The sequence below is a fragment of the Mucilaginibacter terrenus genome, from assembly GCF_003432065.1.
In the GTDB taxonomy this organism is placed as follows: Bacteria; Bacteroidota; Bacteroidia; order Sphingobacteriales; family Sphingobacteriaceae; genus Mucilaginibacter; species Mucilaginibacter terrenus.
Genome location: NZ_QWDE01000002.1, coordinates 832,111 through 855,563 on the forward strand (window position 1 = coordinate 832,111; position 23,453 = coordinate 855,563).

General features: G+C 44.7%; 21 protein-coding genes. 11 read left to right on the forward strand and 10 right to left on the reverse strand.

The window, feature by feature from the left end; translation table 11 throughout:
- Positions 1-25 precede the first annotated feature (25 nt).
- Positions 26-2,053 carry a (E)-4-hydroxy-3-methylbut-2-enyl-diphosphate synthase gene (gene ispG / locus DYU05_RS14330; protein ID WP_117383784.1) on the forward strand — a complete coding sequence of 676 codons (2,028 nt, stop codon included), beginning with the start codon at positions 26-28 and terminating at the stop codon, positions 2,051-2,053.
- Positions 2,054-2,111: 58 nt separating this feature from the next.
- On the opposite strand, the gene DYU05_RS14335 is transcribed toward ispG, so the two are convergent.
- On the reverse strand, positions 2,112-2,405 hold the full coding sequence (locus DYU05_RS14335; protein ID WP_117383785.1) for a hypothetical protein: 294 nt from the start codon (positions 2,403-2,405) through the stop codon (positions 2,112-2,114).
- A 236-nt stretch (positions 2,406-2,641) separates the two neighbouring features.
- Here DYU05_RS14335 and DYU05_RS14340 point away from each other — a divergent pair, with 236 nt between their 5' ends.
- Positions 2,642-3,781 carry a sensor histidine kinase gene (locus DYU05_RS14340; protein ID WP_165852081.1) on the forward strand — a complete coding sequence of 380 codons (1,140 nt, stop codon included), beginning with the start codon at positions 2,642-2,644 and terminating at the stop codon, positions 3,779-3,781.
- Positions 3,778-4,503, forward strand: a complete 726-nt coding sequence (locus DYU05_RS14345; RefSeq protein WP_117383787.1) for a LytR/AlgR family response regulator transcription factor — start codon at positions 3,778-3,780, stop codon at positions 4,501-4,503. The genes DYU05_RS14340 and DYU05_RS14345 overlap by 4 nt, the downstream gene beginning before the upstream one ends.
- A 32-nt stretch (positions 4,504-4,535) precedes the next feature.
- Here the strand turns inward: DYU05_RS14345 and DYU05_RS14350 are convergent, their stop codons facing one another.
- A complete protein-coding gene (locus DYU05_RS14350; RefSeq protein WP_117383788.1) occupies positions 4,536-5,762 on the reverse strand; it encodes a multidrug effflux MFS transporter in 1,227 nt (408 codons plus the stop codon).
- Positions 5,763-5,931: 169 nt separating this feature from the next.
- On the opposite strand from DYU05_RS14350, the gene DYU05_RS14355 reads away from it, so the two are divergent.
- From DYU05_RS14355 to DYU05_RS14365, 3 genes are all read left to right on the forward strand, one after another.
- The gene (locus tag DYU05_RS14355; protein ID WP_117383789.1) at positions 5,932-7,242 is read left to right on the forward strand and encodes a gluconate:H+ symporter; all 1,311 of its coding nucleotides are present in this window, start codon (positions 5,932-5,934) and stop codon (positions 7,240-7,242) included.
- Between the two features lie 8 nt (positions 7,243-7,250).
- The gene (locus tag DYU05_RS14360; protein WP_117383790.1) at positions 7,251-8,051 is read left to right on the forward strand and encodes an alpha/beta fold hydrolase; all 801 of its coding nucleotides are present in this window, start codon (positions 7,251-7,253) and stop codon (positions 8,049-8,051) included.
- A gap of 92 nt (positions 8,052-8,143) precedes the next feature.
- Complete coding sequence (locus tag DYU05_RS14365; protein ID WP_117383791.1) at positions 8,144-8,452, forward strand: YMGG-like glycine zipper-containing protein; 309 nt, start codon at positions 8,144-8,146, stop codon at positions 8,450-8,452.
- Positions 8,453-8,523: 71 nt separating this feature from the next.
- On the opposite strand, the gene DYU05_RS14370 is transcribed toward DYU05_RS14365, so the two are convergent.
- On the reverse strand, positions 8,524-10,377 hold the full coding sequence (locus DYU05_RS14370; RefSeq protein WP_117383792.1) for a PAS domain-containing sensor histidine kinase: 1,854 nt from the start codon (positions 10,375-10,377) through the stop codon (positions 8,524-8,526).
- Between the two features lie 183 nt (positions 10,378-10,560).
- Here DYU05_RS14370 and DYU05_RS14375 point away from each other — a divergent pair, with 183 nt between their 5' ends.
- Together DYU05_RS14375 and DYU05_RS14380 are read left to right on the forward strand one after the other, a co-directional pair.
- Positions 10,561-10,923 (forward strand): response regulator, encoded by a 363-nt coding sequence (locus DYU05_RS14375; RefSeq protein ID WP_117383793.1) that lies wholly within the window; start codon positions 10,561-10,563, stop codon positions 10,921-10,923.
- Positions 10,924-10,953: 30 nt separating this feature from the next.
- On the forward strand, positions 10,954-11,982 hold the full coding sequence (locus DYU05_RS14380; RefSeq protein WP_117383794.1) for an alpha/beta fold hydrolase: 1,029 nt from the start codon (positions 10,954-10,956) through the stop codon (positions 11,980-11,982).
- Positions 11,983-12,045: 63 nt separating this feature from the next.
- On the opposite strand, the gene dnaK is transcribed toward DYU05_RS14380, so the two are convergent.
- Positions 12,046-13,950: a molecular chaperone DnaK gene (gene dnaK / locus DYU05_RS14385; protein ID WP_117383795.1), complete on the reverse strand. Its 1,905-nt coding sequence runs from the start codon at positions 13,948-13,950 to the stop codon at positions 12,046-12,048.
- A gap of 302 nt (positions 13,951-14,252) precedes the next feature.
- Here dnaK and DYU05_RS14390 point away from each other — a divergent pair, with 302 nt between their 5' ends.
- On the forward strand, positions 14,253-15,791 hold the full coding sequence (locus DYU05_RS14390; protein ID WP_117383796.1) for an alpha-N-arabinofuranosidase: 1,539 nt from the start codon (positions 14,253-14,255) through the stop codon (positions 15,789-15,791).
- A gap of 291 nt (positions 15,792-16,082) precedes the next feature.
- Entirely contained in the window at positions 16,083-18,272 is a 2,190-nt protein-coding gene (locus DYU05_RS14395) for a response regulator (protein WP_165852082.1), read from the forward strand.
- A gap of 9 nt (positions 18,273-18,281) precedes the next feature.
- Here DYU05_RS14395 and DYU05_RS21160 read toward each other — a convergent pair whose 3' ends face one another.
- The 3 genes from DYU05_RS21160 to DYU05_RS14405 form a co-directional block, all read right to left on the reverse strand.
- A complete protein-coding gene (locus DYU05_RS21160; RefSeq protein ID WP_165852083.1) occupies positions 18,282-18,443 on the reverse strand; it encodes a hypothetical protein in 162 nt (53 codons plus the stop codon).
- 446 nt (positions 18,444-18,889) lie between these two features.
- Positions 18,890-19,390 carry a hypothetical protein gene (locus tag DYU05_RS14400; RefSeq protein ID WP_117383798.1) on the reverse strand — a complete coding sequence of 167 codons (501 nt, stop codon included), beginning with the start codon at positions 19,388-19,390 and terminating at the stop codon, positions 18,890-18,892.
- Complete coding sequence (locus DYU05_RS14405) at positions 19,365-19,856, reverse strand: hypothetical protein (protein WP_117383799.1); 492 nt, start codon at positions 19,854-19,856, stop codon at positions 19,365-19,367. The genes DYU05_RS14400 and DYU05_RS14405 overlap by 26 nt, the downstream gene beginning before the upstream one ends.
- 200 nt (positions 19,857-20,056) lie before the next feature.
- Between DYU05_RS14405 and DYU05_RS14410 the strand changes: the two genes are divergently transcribed.
- On the forward strand, positions 20,057-20,758 hold the full coding sequence (locus tag DYU05_RS14410; protein WP_117383800.1) for a hypothetical protein: 702 nt from the start codon (positions 20,057-20,059) through the stop codon (positions 20,756-20,758).
- Between the two features lie 11 nt (positions 20,759-20,769).
- Here the strand turns inward: DYU05_RS14410 and DYU05_RS14415 are convergent, their stop codons facing one another.
- From DYU05_RS14415 to DYU05_RS14425, 3 genes are read right to left on the reverse strand one after another with little or no spacing between them, the layout of a single operon-like run.
- Entirely contained in the window at positions 20,770-21,759 is a 990-nt protein-coding gene (locus DYU05_RS14415; protein ID WP_117383801.1) for an MlaD family protein, read from the reverse strand.
- A gap of 18 nt (positions 21,760-21,777) precedes the next feature.
- A complete protein-coding gene (locus tag DYU05_RS14420) occupies positions 21,778-22,551 on the reverse strand; it encodes an ABC transporter ATP-binding protein (RefSeq protein WP_117383802.1) in 774 nt (257 codons plus the stop codon).
- Between the two features lie 2 nt (positions 22,552-22,553).
- Positions 22,554-23,282, reverse strand: coding sequence for an MlaE family ABC transporter permease (locus tag DYU05_RS14425; RefSeq protein ID WP_235854032.1), 729 nt, complete (start codon positions 23,280-23,282; stop codon positions 22,554-22,556).
- Between the last annotated feature and the right edge of the window lie 171 nt (positions 23,283-23,453).

Consider the following 23,453-nt stretch of genomic DNA (forward strand, 5'->3'; position numbering starts at 1 on the left):
TGCATCTTATTAATTCAAATTGTGCATGAATGCTGATGCTGTTAAAATGTTGCCGGGCCGCTATTGTAACTCGCTGACCGAATACTCCCGATTTGTTACCCGCGAGGTGTTCATCGGCGATGTACCTATAGGCGGCAACAACCCCATCCGCATACAAAGCATGACTACTACCGATACCATGGACACCATTGGTACGGTAGAGCAAACCATCCGGATGGTAAACGCGGGGTGTGAATACGTACGTATTACTGCTCCAAGCATTAAAGAAGCCAACAACCTTGCTGAAATAAAGAAACAATTGCGTCAGCGTGGCTATAATGTGCCCTTGGTGGCAGATATCCATTTTACACCCAACGCTGCTGAAGTAGCAGCGCGCATTGTAGAAAAGGTACGTGTAAATCCCGGCAATTATGCAGACAAAAAGAAATTTGATCAGATAGACTATACTGACCTGGAGTACCGCGCCGAACTGGAGCGTATTTACCAGAAGTTTGCACCGCTGGTTAATATCTGCAAAGAATATGGTACCGCTATGCGCATCGGCACCAACCATGGGTCGTTAAGTGACCGTATCATGAGCCGCTATGGCGATACACCGCAAGGGATGGTAGAAAGCGCGATGGAGTTTATCCGCATGTGCGAAACACTTGGCTACTATAACCTGGTTGTCTCCATGAAGAGCAGTAACCCGCAGGTTATGGTACAGGCTTACCGTTTACTGGTGCAAACTATGGTTGCTGAAGGAATGAATTATCCGCTGCACCTAGGTGTAACCGAAGCAGGTGACGGTGAGGACGGCCGCATTAAATCTGCCGTAGGTATAGGCACGTTGCTGGAAGATGGCCTTGGTGACACTGTCCGCGTTTCGCTTACCGAAGAACCGGAGGCCGAAGCACCTGTTGCCATTGCGTTGGTGGAGAGATACACTAGAAGGAGTCAAGAGTCAAGAGTCAAGAGCCAGGGGTTAGAAACCACCAGTCAAAACTCAAATGTGACTTTAGACTCTGTACTTCAGACTTCAGACTTATACAGCCCCTACGAATATAAAAAACGCGAAACATACGAAGCCAACGCTTTTATTGGCGGACATATGGTGCCGAGGATAGTGATAGATCTGTCTGCTGCTAACCTTAAAGATCCTGCGGTGCTGAATGCGGCCGGGTATCTTTACTCGCCTATATTGGATAAATACAACATGGCCGAGCAATCGGTTGATTTTGTATACCTGGGCGATAGCTTGCCTTCGTTCAGTTTGCCGGGTAACTTAAAGCAGCTATACAACTACGCTACCTGGCAAAAGTTGGGTAATAAAACGCTTTGCCACCCGGTATTTACCTTAGGCGAGTACGTTGCAGATAACGCGGACCGCACATCGGCCCTTAACCTTGTGCGGATTACTAATGCAGATCTGGATTCGGAAGCTTTCGGGTTAATTCCTCTAGATAAGACACTGGTTTTCGTGTTGGAAACCCACGAATTGCATGGGATGGCCGATCAGCGGCAGTTTTTCCTTAAGTTGGAGGAAATGCAGCTGGATGTACCTGTGATAGTAAAAAGGAGCTACAATTTTGAAAGCCAAGACTTAGAACTTCAAACGCAGAATTTACAGCTATTTGCCTCAACTGATCTGGGCGCATTGCTGGTTGATGGTTTTGGCGACGGCATTTGGATAGATGCTCAACAGCTTCCTGCCGGAGTTATTACCTCTACGGCTTTTGGTATACTGCAGGCTACACGTTCGCGTATTTCTAAAACAGAATATATATCATGCCCAAGCTGCGGCCGGACCCTGTTCGATCTGATGATCACCACGCAGATGATCCGCAGCCGTACCAGCCACTTGAAGGGATTGAAGATCGGCATTATGGGCTGCATCGTGAATGGCCCCGGCGAAATGGCAGATGCTGACTACGGCTATGTTGGGTCGGGTCCCGATAAGATTACCCTCTATCGCGGCAAAGAAGTAGTAAAAAAGAACGTAAATACTGATAATGCACTTGATGAACTGATCGGTATCATCAAGTCCGACGGTAACTGGATAGAGCCCGCCTAAAACAGAACAGGGCGGCCTCGCGCCACCTTGTCCTCACTTAACGTTGTTACTAAAAAGCCTATCTGATGTTGATTGCAAGTAGTGCTGGCCTGCCTTCTTTGTGCCGGTATAGCTCCTCGCATATATTGTTCAGCATTTGCTGTGTCGATTTCTTTTTTATGTTCACGGGCTTGGTAACCATAGCCGTGTAAATTAGTCTCGAGTTGTCGTTATAAAACTTAATTACCTGCAACTTAGGGGTTTCTTTGTTGCTCTCGGCTACCCAAAAGCCGTGTGTAGGGTTGCTGGCTGTTTGCGCCTTGCTGCCAATTGCAGCAAGTATGATAATGGCTGTTGTGATAAATTTTCTCATGGTCTTATTTTAAACAATGACCGAAAGTATACCGCAGTTTTTATTGTTAATAATACTATAGCTACACGGTAAGTTATTGGATGTAAACTGTCACTAAATACAGGCAGGCAACGTCTGTATGTTTAAACGCTGCATTTATCATTCAGAGGATGCGGTTTGTCGTATTAACCATGCTGTTGGTCGCACAATGTTAAGGCACTCATCCTCATAACAATACTATGCGTTATTTTAGCGATATGAAAAATAGTGTAGGCTCGTTTGCACTGCCGGATATTAAAATACCCCGTGTGGTGCAGCATGTTATTTTTTGGCTTATCGTGTCGCTTGCACTCACTACTGTTTATTCCGTACAGATAGACTTTGTGACTTCTCTGCGAAACAATGCGTTTTACATGCCCGTGCAGTTTGCTTATTATTATACACTGGCATACTGGCTTATACCCCGGTTTTTATTTACCGGGCGTTATCTGCTCTTTGCTTTATTGCTGCCTGTTATAGTGGCAATATTTGTACTGTTAAGCCGTACTGTCGGCGTACTTTTCGTAATCCCTTACCTGATTGAACATTTTCACATCACCGATCAGGATTATCTCAAGCATAATCAGGGCCCTTTTCTTTATAAGTTGTTACAAAGTGTTTACCTGGTCAATACGCTAAAAGGCACCAACCTGGTAATTGGTTTTGTGCTGGCCATAAAGCTGTTTAAGATGTGGAACGAGCGTAAACGTGCCGCCTTAGAGGCTGAGCTGACCGCCCTGAAAGGTCAGGTACACCCGCATTTTCTATTCAACACGCTAAATAACTTATATGCCCTGAGCCTTAATCAATCGCCAAGGTCGCCGCAATTAATTTTAGGTTTGTCGGACATCCTGCGTTATATGCTTTATGAGTGCAATACTGATGAAGTGCCGCTGGAAAAAGAGATATTTATGATGCAGCAGTATGTAAAGCTGGAAAAACTGCGGTATGAGGACCGAATCGATATAAGCTTTAATATATCCGGAGATCTGCAACATAAGCTTGTAGCTCCGCTAATGATACTGCCGTTTATAGAGAATGCTTTTAAACATGGTGCAAGCAAACAGACAGGCGACAGTTGGATCCATATAGACATAAACGTTCGCGACGGCTTTTTTAAACTTAAGGTAGCTAATAGTAATCCTGGTAAAGACGCCGGACAGAATAGTAGCGAAGCAGGGCACATCGGCCTGAAAAATGTAACCAAGCGGCTTGACCTGCTTTACCCCGGCGCATACAACTTAAAGATCATGGACGAGGAAGACACCTTTTTGGTGGTACTCGCGCTTAAACTAAAAGTGCTGGCACATCCGGCTGTTGCAGTACAGCAGCCCGTATCTCAATTAGCAACAGCATGAGATTACGAGTGTTAATTGTTGACGATGAGCCGCACGCCATTAGCGTACTGGAAAACTACCTGGCAAACTTCGCAGGGATGGAGATAGTAGGCAGGTGCAGCAATGCCATACAAGCTTTTCAGTTATTGCAGCAAAAAGGAGTTGACCTGATGTTCCTGGATATAGAAATGCCCGGAATGAAGGGTACCGAAATGCTGAAGAGCCTTAAGCATCCGCCGAAGGTGATATTTACTACGGCCTACAGCGAGTATGCGTTGGAAGGTTTTGAATTAAATGCGGTAGATTACCTGTTAAAACCAATTTCTTTAGAACGTTTTCTGCGTGCTATTGACAAAATATACCAGTTGCCTGCAGCCAAAGGGTTGCCCCAGCTAACGCATGAAGCCCCGGTGAGCGACGCGGCATCATACATTTACTTAAAGGTAGACCGCCGCACTGTCAAAATAAACATTGCAGATATTCTATGGATAGAAAGCCTCCGCGATTACGTAAAAGTTGTAGTTGCCGATCAGGTGTATATAAGCCGACAAAAAATAAGCCTGCTGGAAGAAATGCTACCCGAACACAAATTTGTCCGCATCCACAGGTCTTTCATTGTGGCCGTCGCTAAAATAAATTCCTTTTATTCATTCAGTATTGATGTAGGTGGGCATGAACTGCCTATTGGCCGTAATTACAAGTTGGAGGTTCAAAAGAAGTTGAAGCAACTTGCCACAACTTAACAGCCGGCACTATAAGTAATAAAAAGAATTAATTAATGCGCTGCTACCGCTGCGCCCTCCTTTACTTCCACTTTTTCTTTAATGTTCCTGCGGCCAGTTATCAGAACTACAAAGGCGAGTGCTGATGCCACCAGCATGGTAGCCGCCATAGGCACAGCCGATTTAGAAACAAATAAACTGATGCCAATAGACACCGCCGAACCAACCGCCATCTGGAAAGCGCCGGTAAGTGACGAGGCAACACCTGCATTATGCTCAAAGGGCGCCAGTGCTAATGCGGTCGTATTTGGGAACATTAGCCCGACGCAGCAAAGCACAAGATAAATCATCAGGATAGTGCCAACCAAACCAAGCCAGCCCTGTATAGAGCCTATTAAGAAAACAGCCGCGAAAAATATCATGGCTATTAATGCACCATTAACAATCTGCTCGCTTTTGTAGCGCTTCATGAGTAAGTTGTTTAACTGACTTGAACCGATAAAGCCGGTAGAAAGCAGGGCAAATATCCACCCGTAAGCTTTACTGCTTACCTTAAAAACTTCCATAAACACAATTGGAGAGGATGATATATAAGCGAATAATCCTGAGAATCCGATAGCACCGCACAACGAGTAAGTATAAAACTGAGGGGTTTTCAACACTCCCCAAAAGCTACCGAGTATAGGCCCAGGCGCCAGCGAATAAGTTGGATCTGGTTTGTAGCTTTCTGGCAGGAATAGTATTACGGCAATGAGTATCAATATAGAAATAACAGCCAGTATCAGGAAGATAAGCTGCCAGCCAAGCTCGGCACTAATATAACCGCCTACAGTGGGAGCTATCAACGGGGATACGCTTAAAACCAGTACCAATTTTGAGAACACATTAGCGCTCTCTTTTACCGGAAACAGATCTCGCACCATAGCCATTGATGTCACCGTTGCCGAACAAGCACCTATTGCCTGTATAAAACGCATAGCTATAAGCAACTCGATACTTTTAGCGAAGTAGCACCCCGCAGAAGCAACAATGTAGAGCACTAACCCGCAGTATAAAGGCAGCTTGCGGCCAAACCTGTCCAGTAACGGGCCATAAAGTAATTGCCCGGCAGAAATGCCAATTAAAAAGCTGGATAGAGAAAGCGCTACCTGCTCCGTGCTGGTATTCAGCGATTTTGCAATCGCGCCAAAGCCCGGCAAGTACATATCTATAGAGAACGGTGCTAAGGCAGTAAGCGAACCCAGTATAAGGATTAGGAAGAAGTAGCGTTGCTTTGTCATTTCGGCTGCAAAGAACGGGGTTTGCCGCCACACCTGATCGTGCAATTGAAAATATTACCTTATGCTAACCTGCTTATTATTATTACCAGCCATACCACTTTACATAAATGTTGCTACTTTAGGTGCACCATAGGGCCGCAAGCCCATTTAAACCCATCAATACACAACAATGCTGGTTATATTCTTTTGCATCATATTCCTGATATTGCTGGTAAGCTGGGCAAAGGTGAACCCTTTTCTGGCGTTCCTGATCGTTTCCATAGTGGCGGGGCTTTGTTTAGGTATCCCACTTAACAAAATAAACGCCTCGGTACAAAAAGGCCTTGGAGATACGCTGGGCTCACTGGCCATAATCATATGCCTTGGTGCTATGCTGGGTAAACTGGTAGCCAATAGTGGGGCGGCTCAAAAGATATCAGAAGTGCTGGTGAGCGCTTTCGGAATAAAGTATATACAGCTGGCTCTGGTAGCAGCTGCGTTTATTATTGGTATTCCTTTGTTTTATGGTATAGGGTTCGTGTTAATGGTTCCTTTAATATTTTCGGTGGTTTATAAGTACAAACTGCCTGCTGTATATATTGGTTTGCCCATGATTGCCGCGCTGTCTGTCACGCACGGCTTTTTACCGCCGCATCCTTCTCCATCTGCCTTAGTGGTAATGTTTCATGCCAATATGGGCGTAACGCTGCTGTATGGGCTTTGTATAGCTATTCCTGCCATCATTCTTGCAGGCCCGGTGTTTTCACTATTCCTAAAAAAAATACCGTCAGAGCCGCTGGCTACTTTCCGGGCAGAAGAGTTGCCTGCTGACAAAGTGCCCGGCGCGGCAAATAGCTTTTTTACGGCGTTGCTTCCTGTAATATTGCTGGCAGTCACCGCGGCAATTCCGTTTATTAACGGCATTAATCTCCAAACGCAAAAGATAGTAGCCTTTGTTGGCGATCCGTCAATAGTAATGCTCATTGCATTGCTGGTGGGCACCGTTACCCTTGGTATTAAGCAAGGTAAAACGCTTAATCAGTTAGGCAATACCTACGCCGAAGCCATAAAGGATATATCACTTATCCTCCTTATTATTGGTGGTTCCGGCGCGTTTAAACAAGTACTTACCGATAGTGGTGTAAGCAACGAGATCGCTTCAGGGTTACAATCTTTCAATTTGCAGCCGTTGTTTCTGGGATGGTTAATAGCGGCTATCATCAGGGTAAGCCTTGGCTCGGCAACGGTGGCGGGTCTTACGGCTGCAGGGATAGTGGCGCCGTTACTTATTGCAAATCCGGCTATCAACCCAAACCTAATGGTGCTTTCTATAGGGGCAGGCAGCCTGGCTTTCTCTCATGTAAATGACTCGGGCTTCTGGTTATTTAAAGAGTACTTTAACCTTACTCTAAAAGATACTTTTTTGTCGTGGTCCATAATGGAGTCGCTGGTGGCAGTTATTGGCCTTGCGGGAGTATTAATACTTAACTTATTTGTTTAATAATAATAATGAAGAAGAATCTTTCCTTGTTGATACTGCTGACCGTTATCAGCACAAAGTTGTTTGCACAAGCACCTGCCGATGGTGCTTACTACACGTCGTTTGATGGAACGAGGATCTACTACGAGGTAAAAGGTGAAGGATTCCCTTTGGTGATGCTGCATGGCTTTACCAATAATGCACAAAGCTGGAAGAACGGACTACTCTACGGAAATTTGTTGAAGGAAGGATTTAAAGTGATCCTGCTGGATATGCGGGGTAATGGCCGGTCAGACAAGCCACATACGGATGCAGGCTATTCGCATGATGCAGAAGCTAAGGACGTAATAGGCCTGGTAACTAGCCTGGGCATCAAATCGTACGATGTAGTGGGTTACTCACGCGGATCTATCATCACCTCCCGCGTGATGGTGCTGGATAAACGGGTGCACAAAGCCGTGATGGGCGGTATGGGTGCCGATTATACTAACCCAAATTGGCAACGTCGGATACATGCATGGAAAGCTCTGGAAGGTGATACGACGTTGCATGATGTTGACGAGATGATGGCTTGGATACACAAGAATAACTTTGATAATGTTGCTTTGGCGTTGCAGCAAAAGTGGCAGCCCAGCACCAGTCCTAAAGAACTTTCGACGTTAAAAATACCAGTGTTACTGATAGATGGAACAGAGGATAAAACCAACGGTGATGAAACCGTATTGCAGAAACTTATACCAAATTCTAAGCTGGCGCATGTACCGGGTGATCACAACAGTGCAGGGAAAACTATACAGTTTTCTGATGCTATCATCTCCTTTTTGAAATAAATATTAAACTATCCGCGTTTTTAAGGCTCTTACAATGGTATAAGCTTTACGGCTTAAGATTTGTATAAATAGTAACATTAGAAATTATCACTATGAAAAAGATCCTGATATATGGCGGACTTGTTATGGCATTAACAACTTCCATAAATTTAAAAGCCGACGCGCAAATAAGTAAACAAGGTAAAGGTGCCATTATAGGTGGTGCCGGTGGCGCTGTAGCCGGTGGTTTAATTGGCCATGGCGTAAAGGGCGCCGTAATTGGCGGTGCACTGGGTGCAGGTGGCGGTTACATTATTGGTAACGAGGCGCGCAAACGTGAAGAAAAGAGAAAACGTGCTGCTTACCTGGAACGCCGCAGGGCATGGAAAAGAGCACATCCTGGTAAGGCATATCCTTATTAATCAATAAAGGTACTATAAGAAAGCCGCGGCATTGCCCGCGGTTTTTTTGTTTAATAATATTTGTTGAAGAGCTAATTAACAGGAAGTGTAAAATAAAATCTTGAACCTTTACCCTCAACGCTTTCCACTCCTATAGTTCCCTTGTGGAGTTCAATAATTTCTGCCGAGAGGTACAATCCTATCCCAAAGCCAGAGAACCCTTTGGTACTCTCATCCTCTACGCGGTAAAATCGCTGAAATATATATTGCTGGTCTACTGTTTTTATACCAATGCCTTTATCATACACGTCTACCCGTACGTGGTCGTAAAATCTTGTTACTGTCACTGTTACCTCAGTTTCCTTTGGTGAATATTTGATAGCGTTGCCAATTAGGTTATTTACCACCTGGCTTATTTTCTCCGGATCGGCATGTAACATCAATGGTTCTCCCAGCTCAAACGTAATATGATGGTTTTGGGCAATTGGCCGGTTTTCGGCACAAACTTCCTCAACTACCTGCACCAGATCAAAATCTTGTTTTTGCAACCGTAGTTTACCTGCTTCCAGTTTAGATAGGTCCAGAAAGCCATAGATTAGATTGGTCATCCTGTTTATCTGGCTTTCTGCTTTTTTCAGCGCATTAGTAAAAAAGCTGTCACCCGTGCGCGCCGAAGCAGCCAGCAGGAGCTGTATGTAGGCCTTTAAAGATGTAAGCGGCGTTTTAAGCTCATGACTAGCCATCGCAATAAAATCGTTCTTGCGTATCTCATTTCGCTTATTTTCGGTGATGTCCAATACAGTTCCAATAAACCTAACAGGTACGTCATGCTCATTAAAGTATACTTTACCCTTAGCCCTTACCCAGCGTAATCTGTTATCTTTGGCAATGGTACGGTACTCAACATCGTAGTCTCCGTTGGTAAGTTCACGCTCAAACGCAAGTTTTACCGCTTGATCTGTTTTCTCGCGGTCATCCGGGTGCAATCCTTTTAAAAAAGCATTGTCGTAAGTTACAGGTACATCTTCACCAAGGCCGAATAACTCGCGGCAGCGTTTATCCCATACCATGCTGCCATTTACCAGGTCCATATCAAAGGTGCCCAGCTCGGCCGATTGTATGGCTAACCTCAGCGTTTCTTCGTTTTTTGTAAGCTCGTTAAGTATGTGCTTTTGTTCGGTAATATCCATTAAGGTACCCAGCATCCGCAATGGCACACTAGCGTCGCTATAAACTATTTTGCCCGTGGTGCGTATCCAGTGTATAGTTGAGTCGGGCCAAACCACCCGCGCCTCGTAATAATACAAGCCTGTTTGCAGGGCTGTATCAAAAGCTTTTATTACTATCGGCAAATCGGCAGGGACTATCATGTTCCGAAGGTCCTGATGGCTCACGGCTTCTTTACTGCTTAGCCCGAATATTTCTGACAAGCGTGGGGAGTGTATGATAGCTCCGCTTTGCAGGTCCAGGTCAAACGTGCCTAGTCCGGTTGCTTCGGTGGCAAGGCGCAAGCGTTCTTCTGCGTCTTCCAGTTTTTTACGGGCATAAACCTGCTCGCTCACATCGGTGGCAGTCACCATTATGCCGGTGATCAGCCCTACATCATCTCGAACGGGTTGATAAACAAAGTTGAAGTATAGAAGGGCTAGCTTTCCCTCCCTTGTTAGGTTTACCTCGGCTTCGTAACCGTAATATGCCTCACCGGTGCGGTAAACATTGCTTAAAAGCCCAAGGTAGGGCTGTCCTATTATCTCTGGTAATCCCTCGGCTAGTGGCAACCCAATAACGCTTTCGTCTTTATCCCAAATGGCAAGCAAAGCTGCGTTAGCCGATTGAATGACAAAGTCTTCCCCTGTTAACACCCCGATAGCTACGGGTGACTGGGCAATAAGCTGCTGAAAGCTATGCCTGTCAAAATTGACGGGTGAATTAGGGTTTTGCTGCACAGTTTAAATTATAACAATAATAATACAAATTCCTGGGAAAATTCGGGAGGCCATATTTATTATTTTAAATTATTGTGGTATTTTTGCCCAGCAATTCAATAGTACCCAAGCCCTGTCCCTTCTTCTAATTTTTTTGTTTATTTGTATATAGTTTTTCTTTTCGGCTTTTGGTAGTTATTATTTATGGTTAAACGTATTTTGGTGCTGGATGATAACCAGGACATACTCGATATAGTGCATGAAACCCTCACTTACGAAAATTTTGAGGTTAAAAGTGTAAGCGAGGGGGACGATGTAATGCCACTTGTAGAGGAGTTTGCACCGGACCTAGTGATACTTGATTACCGTGTTGCTGGTACCAACGGCGGTGAAATTTGCCGCAACATTAAAACCAACCCTAAATACAGCAATGTGCCGGTTATCCTTTTTTCAGCATACATTAACCGCAATGCCGAACTGATGGCTTATGGCTGCGACGCGGTGATAAGCAAGCCTTTTGACCTTACCGAGCTTGTTGAAAAAGTAAACGCACTGATAAACTCCTGAAATTAAATACGGATAAGCGCTTGTCTATTGATGATCTGCAGATACTTATCGATATTCCTCTTCTTCTCACTGTTTTACAATAGTATTGCTACAGCTCAGCCGCAATACACCACCACTGATTACCTCGTTCAAAACGGCGACTTGCAATTGCAGGTGCGTAAAGTTACCGAGAACCTTTACTCGTCCCGCAGGAAGATACCTTTACTGCTGGTACACGGTGGTACGGGCGCGCTTACATCCTTTGATCTGGATGTAGCTGATGCTTCGTTCGCGCAATCGCTTGCTGATGCAGGCTTTACGGTTTACCTCATGAACGTACGAGGATGGGAACGTTCTACCGCACCTGTATACGATCTTGCTGATACCAGCCTTGTAGCGGGTTCCTGCCAGGAAGCTGCTGCCGATATTGATGCCGTAGTAAGTTCGATCCTAAAGGATGCACCTCAAAGTAAGGTAAATCTCTTCGGCTGGGCAGCAGGCGGGCATTGGGCATCGTATTATGCTACGTTGCATCCGGAGAAGATATCGCACCTGGTTGTTCTGAATAGCTTGTACGGCGTTAAAGCGCCATGGAGTTTTAATGGGGCCTTTGCCGACCTTGAAGATTCATTAAAGTTTAACAACAGCATACCCGCAATGCGGCAGTCAGACGAGCAGGGAATGCTAAACGTTTGGAAAACCGAAGCGGAAAGCGGCGCGCCTACGCCCGCTGATTCAGTTATAATGAAGACCTTCGTCAGTCGCTCTGTGAGTTTTAACAGTGAACACTTACTTAAGGTACCGGGTGGTTTTCGAAAGGAAAGCTTTTATATGGCTAACGGCCGCAAATATTGGGACGCAAAGGACATCAGCGTACCAATCCTCCTGATCCGCGGGGAGCATGATTTTTGGTCGAGGCCGACAGATATTGATACTTATTTTAATGAGTTGCCGGCTGGCATAGTTAAGAAGAAAGTAGTTGTACCAGGCGCCGGGCATTTTGTGTTTCTGGATGTTAAAGGTTCAGGCCGGCGAACGCTGGTTATCGCCATTAATAATTTTATTAAGAAGAACTTATAGGCACATAAAAAAGCCGCTCCGGATAACGGAGCGGCTTTTGCTGATATATATAGAGTTCGCAGATTATTTAACTTCTTCGAAGTCAACATCTGTTACGTTATCGGCATTGTTCTCTGCCGCACCACCTGCATTACCGGCATCAGCGCCTGGTTGCTGGCCTGCTTCTGCAGATGCCTTGTACATATCCTCGCTTGCAGCAGTCCATGCGGTGTTCAATTCAGCTTGTGCTGTTTCAATTTCTGCAAGGTTTTTAGCGCTGTAAGCAGCTTTCAATTTTTCAAGGCCCGACTCGATAGGTGCTTTTTTGTCAGCAGGTATCTTATCACCGTATTCTTTCAGCTGCTTTTCAGTGCTAAAGATCAGGGCATCGGCAGAGTTCAGTTTTTCAACTTCCTCTTTAGCTTTACGGTCAGCATCAGCGTTAGCTTCAGCTTCGTCCTTCATTTTCTTGATCTCGGCATCAGTTAAGCCCGAAGAAGCTTCGATACGGATCTTCTGCTCTTTACCGGTTGCTTTATCCTTAGCAGATACATGCAATATACCGTTGGCGTCAATATCGAAAGTAACCTCGATCTGTGGTACGCCGCGAGGTGCCGGTGGTATACCGTCCAGGTGGAAACGGCCTATGGTGCGGTTGCCCGATGCCATCGGGCGCTCGCCCTGTAATATGTGGATCTCTACAGATGGCTGGCTGTCACTGGCAGTAGAGAAGGTTTCTGATTTCTTGGTAGGGATAGTTGTGTTAGACTCGATCAGTTTGGTCATTACACCGCCCATGGTCTCGATACCTAATGATAGCGGGGTAACGTCTAACAATAACACGTCCTTAACTTCACCTGTAAACACACCACCTTGTATAGCAGCACCAATAGCTACCACTTCGTCAGGGTTAACACCTTTTGATGGTGCTTTGCCAAAGAATTTCTGTACGGCATCCTGTATAGCAGGGATACGGGTAGAACCACCCACCAAAATAACTTCGTCGATATCTGAAGTGCTGTAACCTGCATTTTTCAAAGCGGTACGGCAAGGCTCAATAGTACGTTTGATCAGGCTGTCGGCCAGTTGCTCAAATTTAGCACGGCTTAAAGTTTTAACCAAGTGCTTAGGGCCTTCGGCACCAGCGCTGATGTATGGCAGGTTGATCTCTGTTTGGGTAGAGCTTGATAACTCAATCTTAGCTTTCTCAGCAGACTCTTTCAAACGTTGTAAAGCCATAGGGTCTTTACGCAGGTCAATACCTTCGTCGTTCTTAAACTCATCTGCCAGCCAGTCAATAATTACCTGGTCAAAGTCGTCACCACCTAAGTGGGTATCACCATCGGTAGATTTTACTTCGAACACGCCATCGCCAAGTTCCAGTACAGATACGTCATGTGTACCACCACCGCAGTCAAACACGGCAATTTTCATGTCCTTGTGTGCTTTGTCCAAACCGTAGGCAAGGGCAGCAGCAGTAGGCTCGTTTATGATACGGCGTACTTTAAGGCCAGCAATTTCACCGGCTTCCTTAGTTGCCTGGCGCTGTGCATCGTTAAAGTAGGCAGGCACGGTAATAACCGCTTCTGTTACTTCGGTACCTAAAAAGTCTTCGGCAGTTTTTTTCATTTTCTGCAGGATCATGGCCGAAATTTCCTGCGGAGTATATTTGCGGTCGCCAATTTCAACACGCGGAGTGTTGTTATCGCCCTTCACCACATTGTAAGGTACACGCTCAGCTTCTTTAAGAACCTCGTTGTACTGGTTCCCCATAAAGCGTTTTACCGAATAGATAGTTTTGGTTGGGTTGGTGATAGCCTGGCGTTTTGCCGGATCGCCAACTTTACGTTCGCCATCGTTAACAAAAGCTACTACTGACGGCGTAGTACGTTTACCTTCGCTGTTTGCTATAACTACAGGTTCATTACCCTCCATTACGGCAACGCAGGAGTTGGTTGTTCCTAAGTCGATTCCAATTATTTTAGACATATGATATGATTGATTTATTAGTAATTAAAGTTTTGCTTACAACCCTATTTAACAAGGGTTGTGCCAATATGTATTTGGCAGTAAAATGGGGTTTGGCGTGGCAGATAACGACCAATGCGGCAGGGGTGATTACTTTGTGGTGACAGGTTGGCAGAATGCAAGAGCGATATTAAGCCACAACATACTGATAGCTCGTTAACGACAACCAGATTAATAAAGAGCATCATTTAATAAAATTTATTTGTGGCTATTAAAATTTCTCTTACATTTATAACTGTAATATATACAGTTATAAACCTTTTATGAGAAAATACCTTTTACTAACCCTCGTTTTTGCGCAATTAAATGGGTTTGCGCAAAGCACCGGCAGTATTACCGTGAGCGGTAATACCGGCCAAACCATTAGCAAACACCTTTACGGGCAATTTGCCGAACACCTTGGCCGTGGCATTTACGACGGCTTTTGGGTGGACAAAAGCCTGCCTGTAAAAAAGCAAGGCCGCATTCGCCTGGATGTTGTTGAGGCTTTGAAGCGCATTAAAATACCTAACCTGAGATGGCCCGGTGGCTGTTTTGCCGACGAGTACCACTGGCGCGATGGTATTGGCCCGGCGGCAAACCGCCCGCGAATGGTAAACAGCAATTGGGGCGGCATTACCGAGGACAATAGCTTTGGTACGCATGAGTTTCTGGAACTGTGCGGCCTCCTGGGTACCGAGCCTTACATTGCCGGCAATGTTGGCAGCGGAACCGTTGACGAGATGAGCAAGTGGATAGAGTACCTGAACAGCAACAGCACCAGCAGCGTTGTACAAATACGCAAACAAAATGGCCACCCTCAACCATTTAAAGTATCGTTTTGGGGCGTAGGTAACGAGAACTGGGGCTGCGGCGGCAACATGACTGCCGATTTCTATAGCGACCAGTATCGCCGGTATGCCTCTTTTGCTAAGGATTACCCGGGCGCGAGCCTGAAAAAGATAGCCAGCGGTGCCAATGCCGATGATTACAATTGGACAGAAACGCTGATGAAGAAAATACCGCATGGCATGATGTGGGGCGTATCTATGCATTATTATACCATACCAACCGGCCATTGGGGCAAGAAGGGTTCGGCTACGAGCTTTACCGAAGACGAGTACTTTAATACCATGAAGAACTGCCTTAAGATAGAAGAGCTGGTAACCAAGCACTCTGCTATTATGGATAAGTATGACCCGGAGAAGAAGGTTGCACTGGTAGTAGACGAGTGGGGGATATGGACTGACCCTGAACCTGGTACCGACCCGGGCTTTTTGTACCAGCAGAACAGCCTGCGCGATGCGCTTATTGCAGGTACTACCTTAAATATTTTCAATAATCATTGCGACCGCGTTAAAATGGCCGAACTGGCGCAAACGGTAAATGTACTGCAGGCCCTTGTACTTACCGAAAAGGACAAGATGCTGCTTACCCCAACCTACTACATATTTGATATGTATAAGGTGCACCAGGATGCTGCTTACTTAAATATAAAGCTCAATTCTCCTGAATATACCGTAGCCGGTAAAAGCCTCCCCGCGGTAAACGCTTCGGCATCTCGCGACGCTGCCGGTAAAGTGCACATATCACTGGTAAACCTTGACCTTAGCAAGCCGGTTACAATAAGTACCCAGTTAAAGGATATTAATTGGAGCAAGGTGAGCGGAACAATACTGACATCAGAAAACATTACAGACATTAACACCTTTAAACAACCCGGTAAAATACACTTGGCTGCCTTTAACGGAGCAAAAAAAGATGGCGATAAGCTATCCGTAACTTTGCCTGGTAAAAGTGTTGTTACCCTGGAACTGAACTAACCAGAGTATGTGTTTTAAATAAAGAAAGCCGCCTAACAGGGCGGCTTTCTTTATTTAAAAACTAATGCAAACAGTATCAGCTGTTAATTGTGTGCTGGCACCTACAACTGCATACAATTGTGTACGAATTACACAAGCAGGAAATTGCCTTATCCGACAATTAGGTACTGAGGGTTAAAAAGCAATTCTAATAAGGAATAAAACTGTCGTTGGCATTGGCATTGCACCCGGTGTATGGGCAATTGGGAGCCTTTATTAAATGATCAACATCAACCAACCTCAATATACTATATGATATCCGGTGCAAAAAGAATCCCCCTGATGCGCTATGGCCTTATTGTAATGCTTATTGTAGTACTATTTGGCAGTGCCTTTTATTTATACCTCCATTACAACAAGGCCGAGCAAACCCGCGTGATGGTGCAAAAGCTGATCTCCTCGCGCGAGAACTCGGCCCTGATAGACAGCTCTATTATTGAGATTTACAATGCGGATAACAGCAGCCGCATGTACGCGCTTACCGGCAAAAAGCAATACGCCAGTCAGTTGGCAAAGCAGCTGCGATCGGTACAAACCATATTGGATACCATTGCCCGCCGCAGCAACAATGCCGAAACCATTGCGGATGTGGGTAAGCTATCTAAACTCATTAGTCAAAAATCAATAAAAACAGAGAATTACATAAAGCTAATGGGGCTAACAGACAGCTTGCTGCAACAGGAACATAATACCGCGCCTGCAAAGCCGGTGCGTGTACAGGTTGCGCCTAAGCTGACAAGGCGGGTGAAAACCGTTGTACATATAGATACCATTAAACCAGCTGTGGTAGCGCAGCAGCCAGTTAAGCGTAAAAAATTTTTAGCGCGGCTGTTTGGCGGTAAAGACAAGCAACAACAGCCTGTACAGGCTGCCGCTGCGCCGGTAGTAGTAAAACGTACTACTGATACAACTATAACGGTTATTACACCCGCCACCACCAAGGTAGTTACACCGGTTGTAAAGCATAACTATGCCCGGTTGTATACAGCTAGCAGTAAGCTGCGCAAAAACGAGAAGGAAATACTGGAGCTGAACAGCGAATTGATAAGCCAGGTGGTAACCAGCCTGCGCAAATATAAAATTGTAGAGCAAAAATATTTGGCGGGAAGCAAGTCGGCATTGAAGAGTAATGTGGCCAATGTGCTATACGAGTTCAGGCGCCTTGCGGGGATGATGTTCCTGCTGCTGACCACCCTGGTTGTGGTAATCTTATACAATATCTGGAAGATATTCCGTAACGAGGAAGACCTGGTTACCTACACGGAAAAGGCAGAAGTGCACGCGCAGGCCAAAAGCCGTTTTATGGCCAATATGAGCCATGAGATACGTACGCCGTTGAACTCGATAGTAGGCTTTGCTGAACAGTTGAGCCAGAGCGAACTTACCGATGCCCAGCACGAGCAAACCCGCGCCATACGCAGTTCGTCAAAAATGCTGCTGGAAGTGGTAAACGAGATACTGGACTTTAGCAAATACGAAACCGGAAAAATGAGCTTTGAGGCGGAACCATTTCATCCACATGAAGCCATAGAGGATGTAATTACCAGTTTGCGCGTACAGGCCGGCAAAAAAGGGCTGGCATTAAGAAAGCAAATAGATTTTAAGCAGGATGTATGTGTAAAGGGCGATGTACACCGGTTTAAGCAGGTGGTAATGAACCTGGTGGGCAACTCCATTAAATTTACAGCTAAAGGCTCGGTTACTGTAAGGGCTTTTGTTACCGACAGCGAAAAGCCTGGCCAATGCGTGCTGAACGTGATGGTTAAGGATACTGGTGTAGGTATTGATAAAGAGCACATGCCTTACATTTTCGACGAGTTTTCGCAGGTAAAATCTGCACAAAGGGTGGCCCATACACCGGGTACTGGTTTGGGGCTGGCCATTTGTAAAAAGATAATTGAACTGCAGGGCGGTTCAATTAAAGTAACCAGCCAGGTAAACAGGGGAAGCATTTTTAGTTTTAAGCTGCCTATGGAAGTTAGTACTGCCGACGCCTGTATACAGCAGCATACCCATATTAACCTGATGGAGCAACATGAAATGGTTGCAGGCAAACATGTGCTTATAGCGGACGATAACAAGCTAAATGTATTGCTGGTAGGCACCATATTAAAAAAGTGGAACATAACTTATGATGTTGCTTATGACGGGCGTGAGGCCTTGCAGTTGTTTGAAGACGGCGCGTACGATGTTGTACTAACAGACATTGAGATGCCTGAGATGGGTGGTATAGAACTATGCCAGATGATAAGGACAAACGGCAGCGAAGAAAAAAGCAGCGTACCTATCCTGGCGCTTACCGCCAACGTAATGAAAGAGGATCGCGACAAATACCTGGCGGTGGGCATGAACGGTGTAGTGCTGAAACCTTTTACCGAACAAAGCCTGGTAGACAGCATAGCAGCAGCGCTAAACAATGTAAATATGCTGCTGCAGGATTAACTGTTGCTGTTACTTATTCTTTTTAGCCGCTTTGCTCATTTCCTGCTCGGCGTGTTTCACCTCATCTTTTTCGCTGATGGGGCCTTCGGTTTTAATTTCCTGGCTTTTGTTAGATGCCGGCATAGTGCCGCTGCTTTTAGCTGTGTCTTTCTTTGATGATGAATCTGCCATGAGATAATGCTCCTTTCTTGCTTTGATAACTTTGCGTTGCTAAAAAGGTTTACATTAATGTTAATATTATAATAACCGCATGCGCGAAGCGAACACAGGAGTGATGCGAAACAGGTGCAACAATTGCGGCACCAATCAACCGGAATGTTGTAGTCTGTACGGGGTTGTCAAAAAATGTGGTTTTTGAAGGTTTTGGAACGCTGAGCATGGTGTAAATATAATCAGCAAAACTGCTGTAACACGATTTTAAACCACGTTAAGCAATAATTGTTTACCAATTGATAATCAGTAAATTAACTAATCAGCTAATTTTTGTAAACTGTATCACCATTTCAAAACTGTAACATGGTTTTTTGTTAACGCATTTATTGTCAGTTAAATAAGTGTTTTTCGGCAGGAAAAAGTGTAACAGGTGTAACACCTTTTCGTGTTACAGTTACAAGCCCTTATTTCTTGAACTGCCTAAGTTCGGTCTTCAGCTCGTTGATCTGCTGCTGAGCCTGCCTGTTTTCCAGGTAAAAGTAAATAGCACAGCCAAGAAATATCTTACCCAGTACAAATACAGCGGCAAAAACCCATTTCCAGCTCTTGTGAAGCTTCATATGGCTCGACTCCGACTCTACCTCTATAAAATGTGGTCCGCTGTGGTGGTTAAAATTGCGGTGATTGTTGTCTTCTCGGTCGGTCTTAAACTGCTCAGGATCAAGCTCCGGGCGTAATATTAGTTCGTCTATCGTGTCGGAGATCTTGTCCCAGGTACTTTCAGGCGGCGATAAGGCCATTTGCCGGGCAATGTGCTCCATATCTAGTTCCAATTGCTGAAGTGCAAAGTTTACCTCCGGATACTTGGCTTTCATGTACAGCAGCTCCTGTACTTCGGCTTCAGTGGCCGAGCCCGTAACATAGGCTTCTAAAATGCCACTATCTATGTACTGTTGCTGTATCATTCCGTTGATTCCTGATTAATATAAACGACTGTTTCAGAATACGTTTTATTTCGTCTTCCGGTTTTTTTAATTCTAAGGATAATTTCGAGATAGTTTTACCATGGTAATGCACTCCGCAAAATACCTGCTGCTGCTCGGCTGTCATTAAATCCGTAAAACGGTTTCTCATAACAACGGTACTTTTTGAGGTATCGTCTGCCTTTGATGAAGTAAAAGCAGCCACTTTATTTCGGGCGAGTTGCTGTAGTCGGCAATACGTGTTAACGCCTGGTTTGGTAATGGCCGCTATGTCTGCAAAGTTCAGTTCGTTAAATATCTCCACCAGGTATTGTTCAGCTACAGATTTGCTTTTTACTACTTCATAAATGTAGCCAAGTAACATGTCTGCATAGCTATTGTACAAACCTTGCTTGGTAGGTACTGCTGTCAGCGGCGAAGCACTTGTAGATTTTAACTGCGGTTTCAATGGGATCAGATATTAATAACGGGGGACTGATATCAATAGACCATAAATGTACATATAAAGCATAATAGTTCAGTTAAAAAACTTTCGCCTAGCATATATGCTACTTAAGCAGGTTTAAATTCATGTGCTCCGGTTGTTAAATTTAGTTAAATTAAAGGCCATAGTCCATCACGAATTACGAAAAACACTAGTTTTAACCTATGCTGAAGTGCTTATTTGTAGCTTGTTTGTGTCTGTTTAGCCTGGTAACGAAGGCGCAGTTTAAAGGTAGGGTATTAGAAAATAATACCAGGATTGGCCTTTCAAATGTATGGATAGAAAACCTCAGGAATAAACAGAACACATTATCAGACAAGAACGGCAACTTTAACTTGCCGGCCAAAGTTGGGGATCTGGTTTTATTTAAAGCCTTTGCTTATCAAACAGATACTTTGTTGGTGATCAAGTTAAGCAACACAGAAGTGTTTTTAGAGCCCCAGCAAATTCAGCTCAACCAGGTTAATGTTGTAACAACGGAGGTTAAGAAGATATTGTCATCCGACCCGCTATTGCAGAATGAAACGGTACGTTACCACCGTGATGCTAAAGGCAGATTAGATGGCGGGCTTACTTTCCGATTGTTCTACTGGAAGAAACCTGAGCGGGATAGAGCTAAACTGGAAAAAAAGCTGCATGAGTTTGAAGTAGTGGATCGTATTAATGCGGTGTTTACCCCTCAAATCATCTCCAGGTATGTGCCACTAAAAGGGGAGGAACTGGACAACTTTATTAATCTGTATACTCCAACTGTAAAAGTTTTTACCAATGAAGAGTTTAATCTGCTAAACTACTTAAACACGAGTTACAAGAAGTTTCAGGAGCTCTCTCCCGACAAGCGTAAACCACAACCGCTGGGTAACTGACGCGGGTAGATTTACATTTTACCCTTTAAACTGTCCTGTTTAGCTTTTTCTTTTTTCTTGAAAAAGCCACGCAGTAAAAAGTTGTGTTGTACGGCTTCCAGGTCGTCGTTTAATTTAATAGAGCTTTGCTGCAGGTAATTGATGGTGCTTCGTACCTGTTTTGCTCCGTTAGGATCGTTCAGCAGCACACCCAAGATATTATCATTGCTATTGAGCTTATTGCTGGCTTTATTCAAATTGTTGGTTAAGATAGTAGCATTATTTGCAGCTTCTTTAAGCTTAGCTACAGATTCTTGTATCCGGTTGTAAGCCACTGTATCGGTTAACAGCTTATCAGCCAAGCCGCCTTTAGTATTCATTTTTTGGCTAAAAGCATTAAGCTGATTGGCCATTTTTGAAGCAGTAGAAGTAGTGGTTTGCAGGTTACGCATGGCAGCACGTAGTTGCATGCCCATGCTGCTGTCGGCTAATAACGCTCCAACAGTACCTTTGCCCGCTAAAATCTGGTGACCAAGCGTTTTAAAATCTGTAGTAATTGCAAGCAGGTTTTCGTTGTTTTTCTGCAGCGTTTTCATGATATCGTCTGTTGACAACAGTTTTTCTGCCTGAAGAATATCACCGTCCTGCACTATTGGGGCCTGCGGGCTGCCGCCATCAATTACAATTATCTTATTACCTATCAAACCGTCGCTGCTGATACGTGCAACCGCGTTGCGGTGGATATATTGTTGTGTTGACGCGTCTACGCTCATGTCAACATCTACCTGCGCGTTGCCTGTAAAGCGAATGCTTTTAATTGTACCAACCTTTACGCCTGAGAACCAAACGTTGTTGCCTTTTTTTAATCCCGCTACGTCTTGAAAAATCGCACTGATGCGTATGCTTTTTACAAAGCTTTTATTTTGACCGCCGAGGGTAAGTATACCTATTACAAATACTGCCACACCGAGCAATACGAATACGCCTACTATAATTGATCTCCTGTTTTCTGATGCATCCATATTATAATGGTGATAATATTATTCAATAAAATTGTAGTCGTAAAAAGGTTTAACGCGCGTATCTTCAGTAGCAAACACTTCGTCAAAAGTGCCCACCCGCTGAAACTGCCCGTCCAGCAGCATTGCTATCCGGTCTCCGGTTTGCTTTGCGCAGGTAAGGTCATGCGTTATAATGATAGATGACGTATGAAAGTTCTGTTGAACCTCGTTTATCAAGTCATTTATCTCGATACACGTTATGGGATCCAACCCGGCTGTTGGCTCATCATACATCATTATTTCCGGGTTAAGAATGAGCGTACGCGCAATACCTATACGTTTACGCTGGCCACCGGATAATTCCGACGGCATTTGATTTATGGTTTGCGATAAACCTACAGCATCCAGCACGCGTTCTACACTGGTGTTTATTTCCTGGCGTGTTATGCCTTTGCGATTGCGAACCAATGGAAATTCCAGATTTTTGCGCACCGTCATACTATCATATAAGGCGCTGTTCTGAAAAGAAAAGCCAATCCTGATGCGTAAGGCCTCTAACTCTCTGTCGCTGATGTTTACCACATCCTGGCCAAGTACTTCTATGCTTCCAGCATCTGGCCTAAGCAAACCGGAAATGAGCTTTATCAATACAGATTTACCCGTGCCGGAACGACCTAAGACCACCAGGTTTTCTCCCTGGTAAAGGTCAAGATCAATGCCACGAAGCACGTCATAGTCCGCAAAAGACTTTTCCAGTCCGCGTATTTTAACAACTTCGTTGTTCTTATCGATATTTACCTGTTTCTTTTCCATAATTAACGGAACCAACCGGCTATTTGCACTATCAATACTTCTTCAATAAACACCAGGAACATTGCGGTAACAACTGCACCGTTTGCTGCCTTGCCTACACCCTCGGTACCTTTTGTAGAATTGTAACCCTGGTAGCAGCCTACAATACCTATAGTAAAGCCAAATACAATAGCTTTTGACAGCGACGCCCAAAAGTCTACAAATGTAAGCGGTTCAAAAGCCTGCTCCATAAAGGTGGCATAGCTTGTTCCTTCGTTTTGACTAACATTAAGATAGCCTCCTAAAAGGGCTATTATTGCGGTGTATGTTGCAAGCAGGGGTATAGTAATGGTTGTAGCAATTACGCGTGTACAAACCAGGAATTTAAACGGTTTAGTACCGGATACTTCCATTGCATCTATCTGTTCCGTAACCCTCATAGAACCAAGCTCGGCACCAATGCTGGACCCTACCTTGCCTGCGGCAATTAATGCGGTTACCAACGGTGCAAGGGCTTTCATGATGGCTATGGAAACTAAAGAAGGCAGCCAGGAAGTAGCACCAAAATCTGTAAGTGAAGGGCGGCTTTGTTTAGTAAAGATAACCCCAACTATAAAGCCGGTAAGTGATATTAGGGTAAAGGAGCGTACACCTACCTCATAGCATTGGCGTACAACTTCTTTAAACTCGTAAGGCGGAAGCCATACCTCTTTAAAAAAGCGTATTAAAAATGCCCAGACCCTGTGCAGCATCAGGAAAAAGCCGGTTATGCTTTCTTTTGTCCTGCTAAAGCGGGAAGGGCGTGCATTCATTGTACTTTTAATAGAGCTCATGAGAGGGGGCAAAGGTATAATTTATACAAGATATAGAATGAGCAACCATCTAAATTGTTTTTAGCTGCAGGTGCTATTTTACAAAGAGAA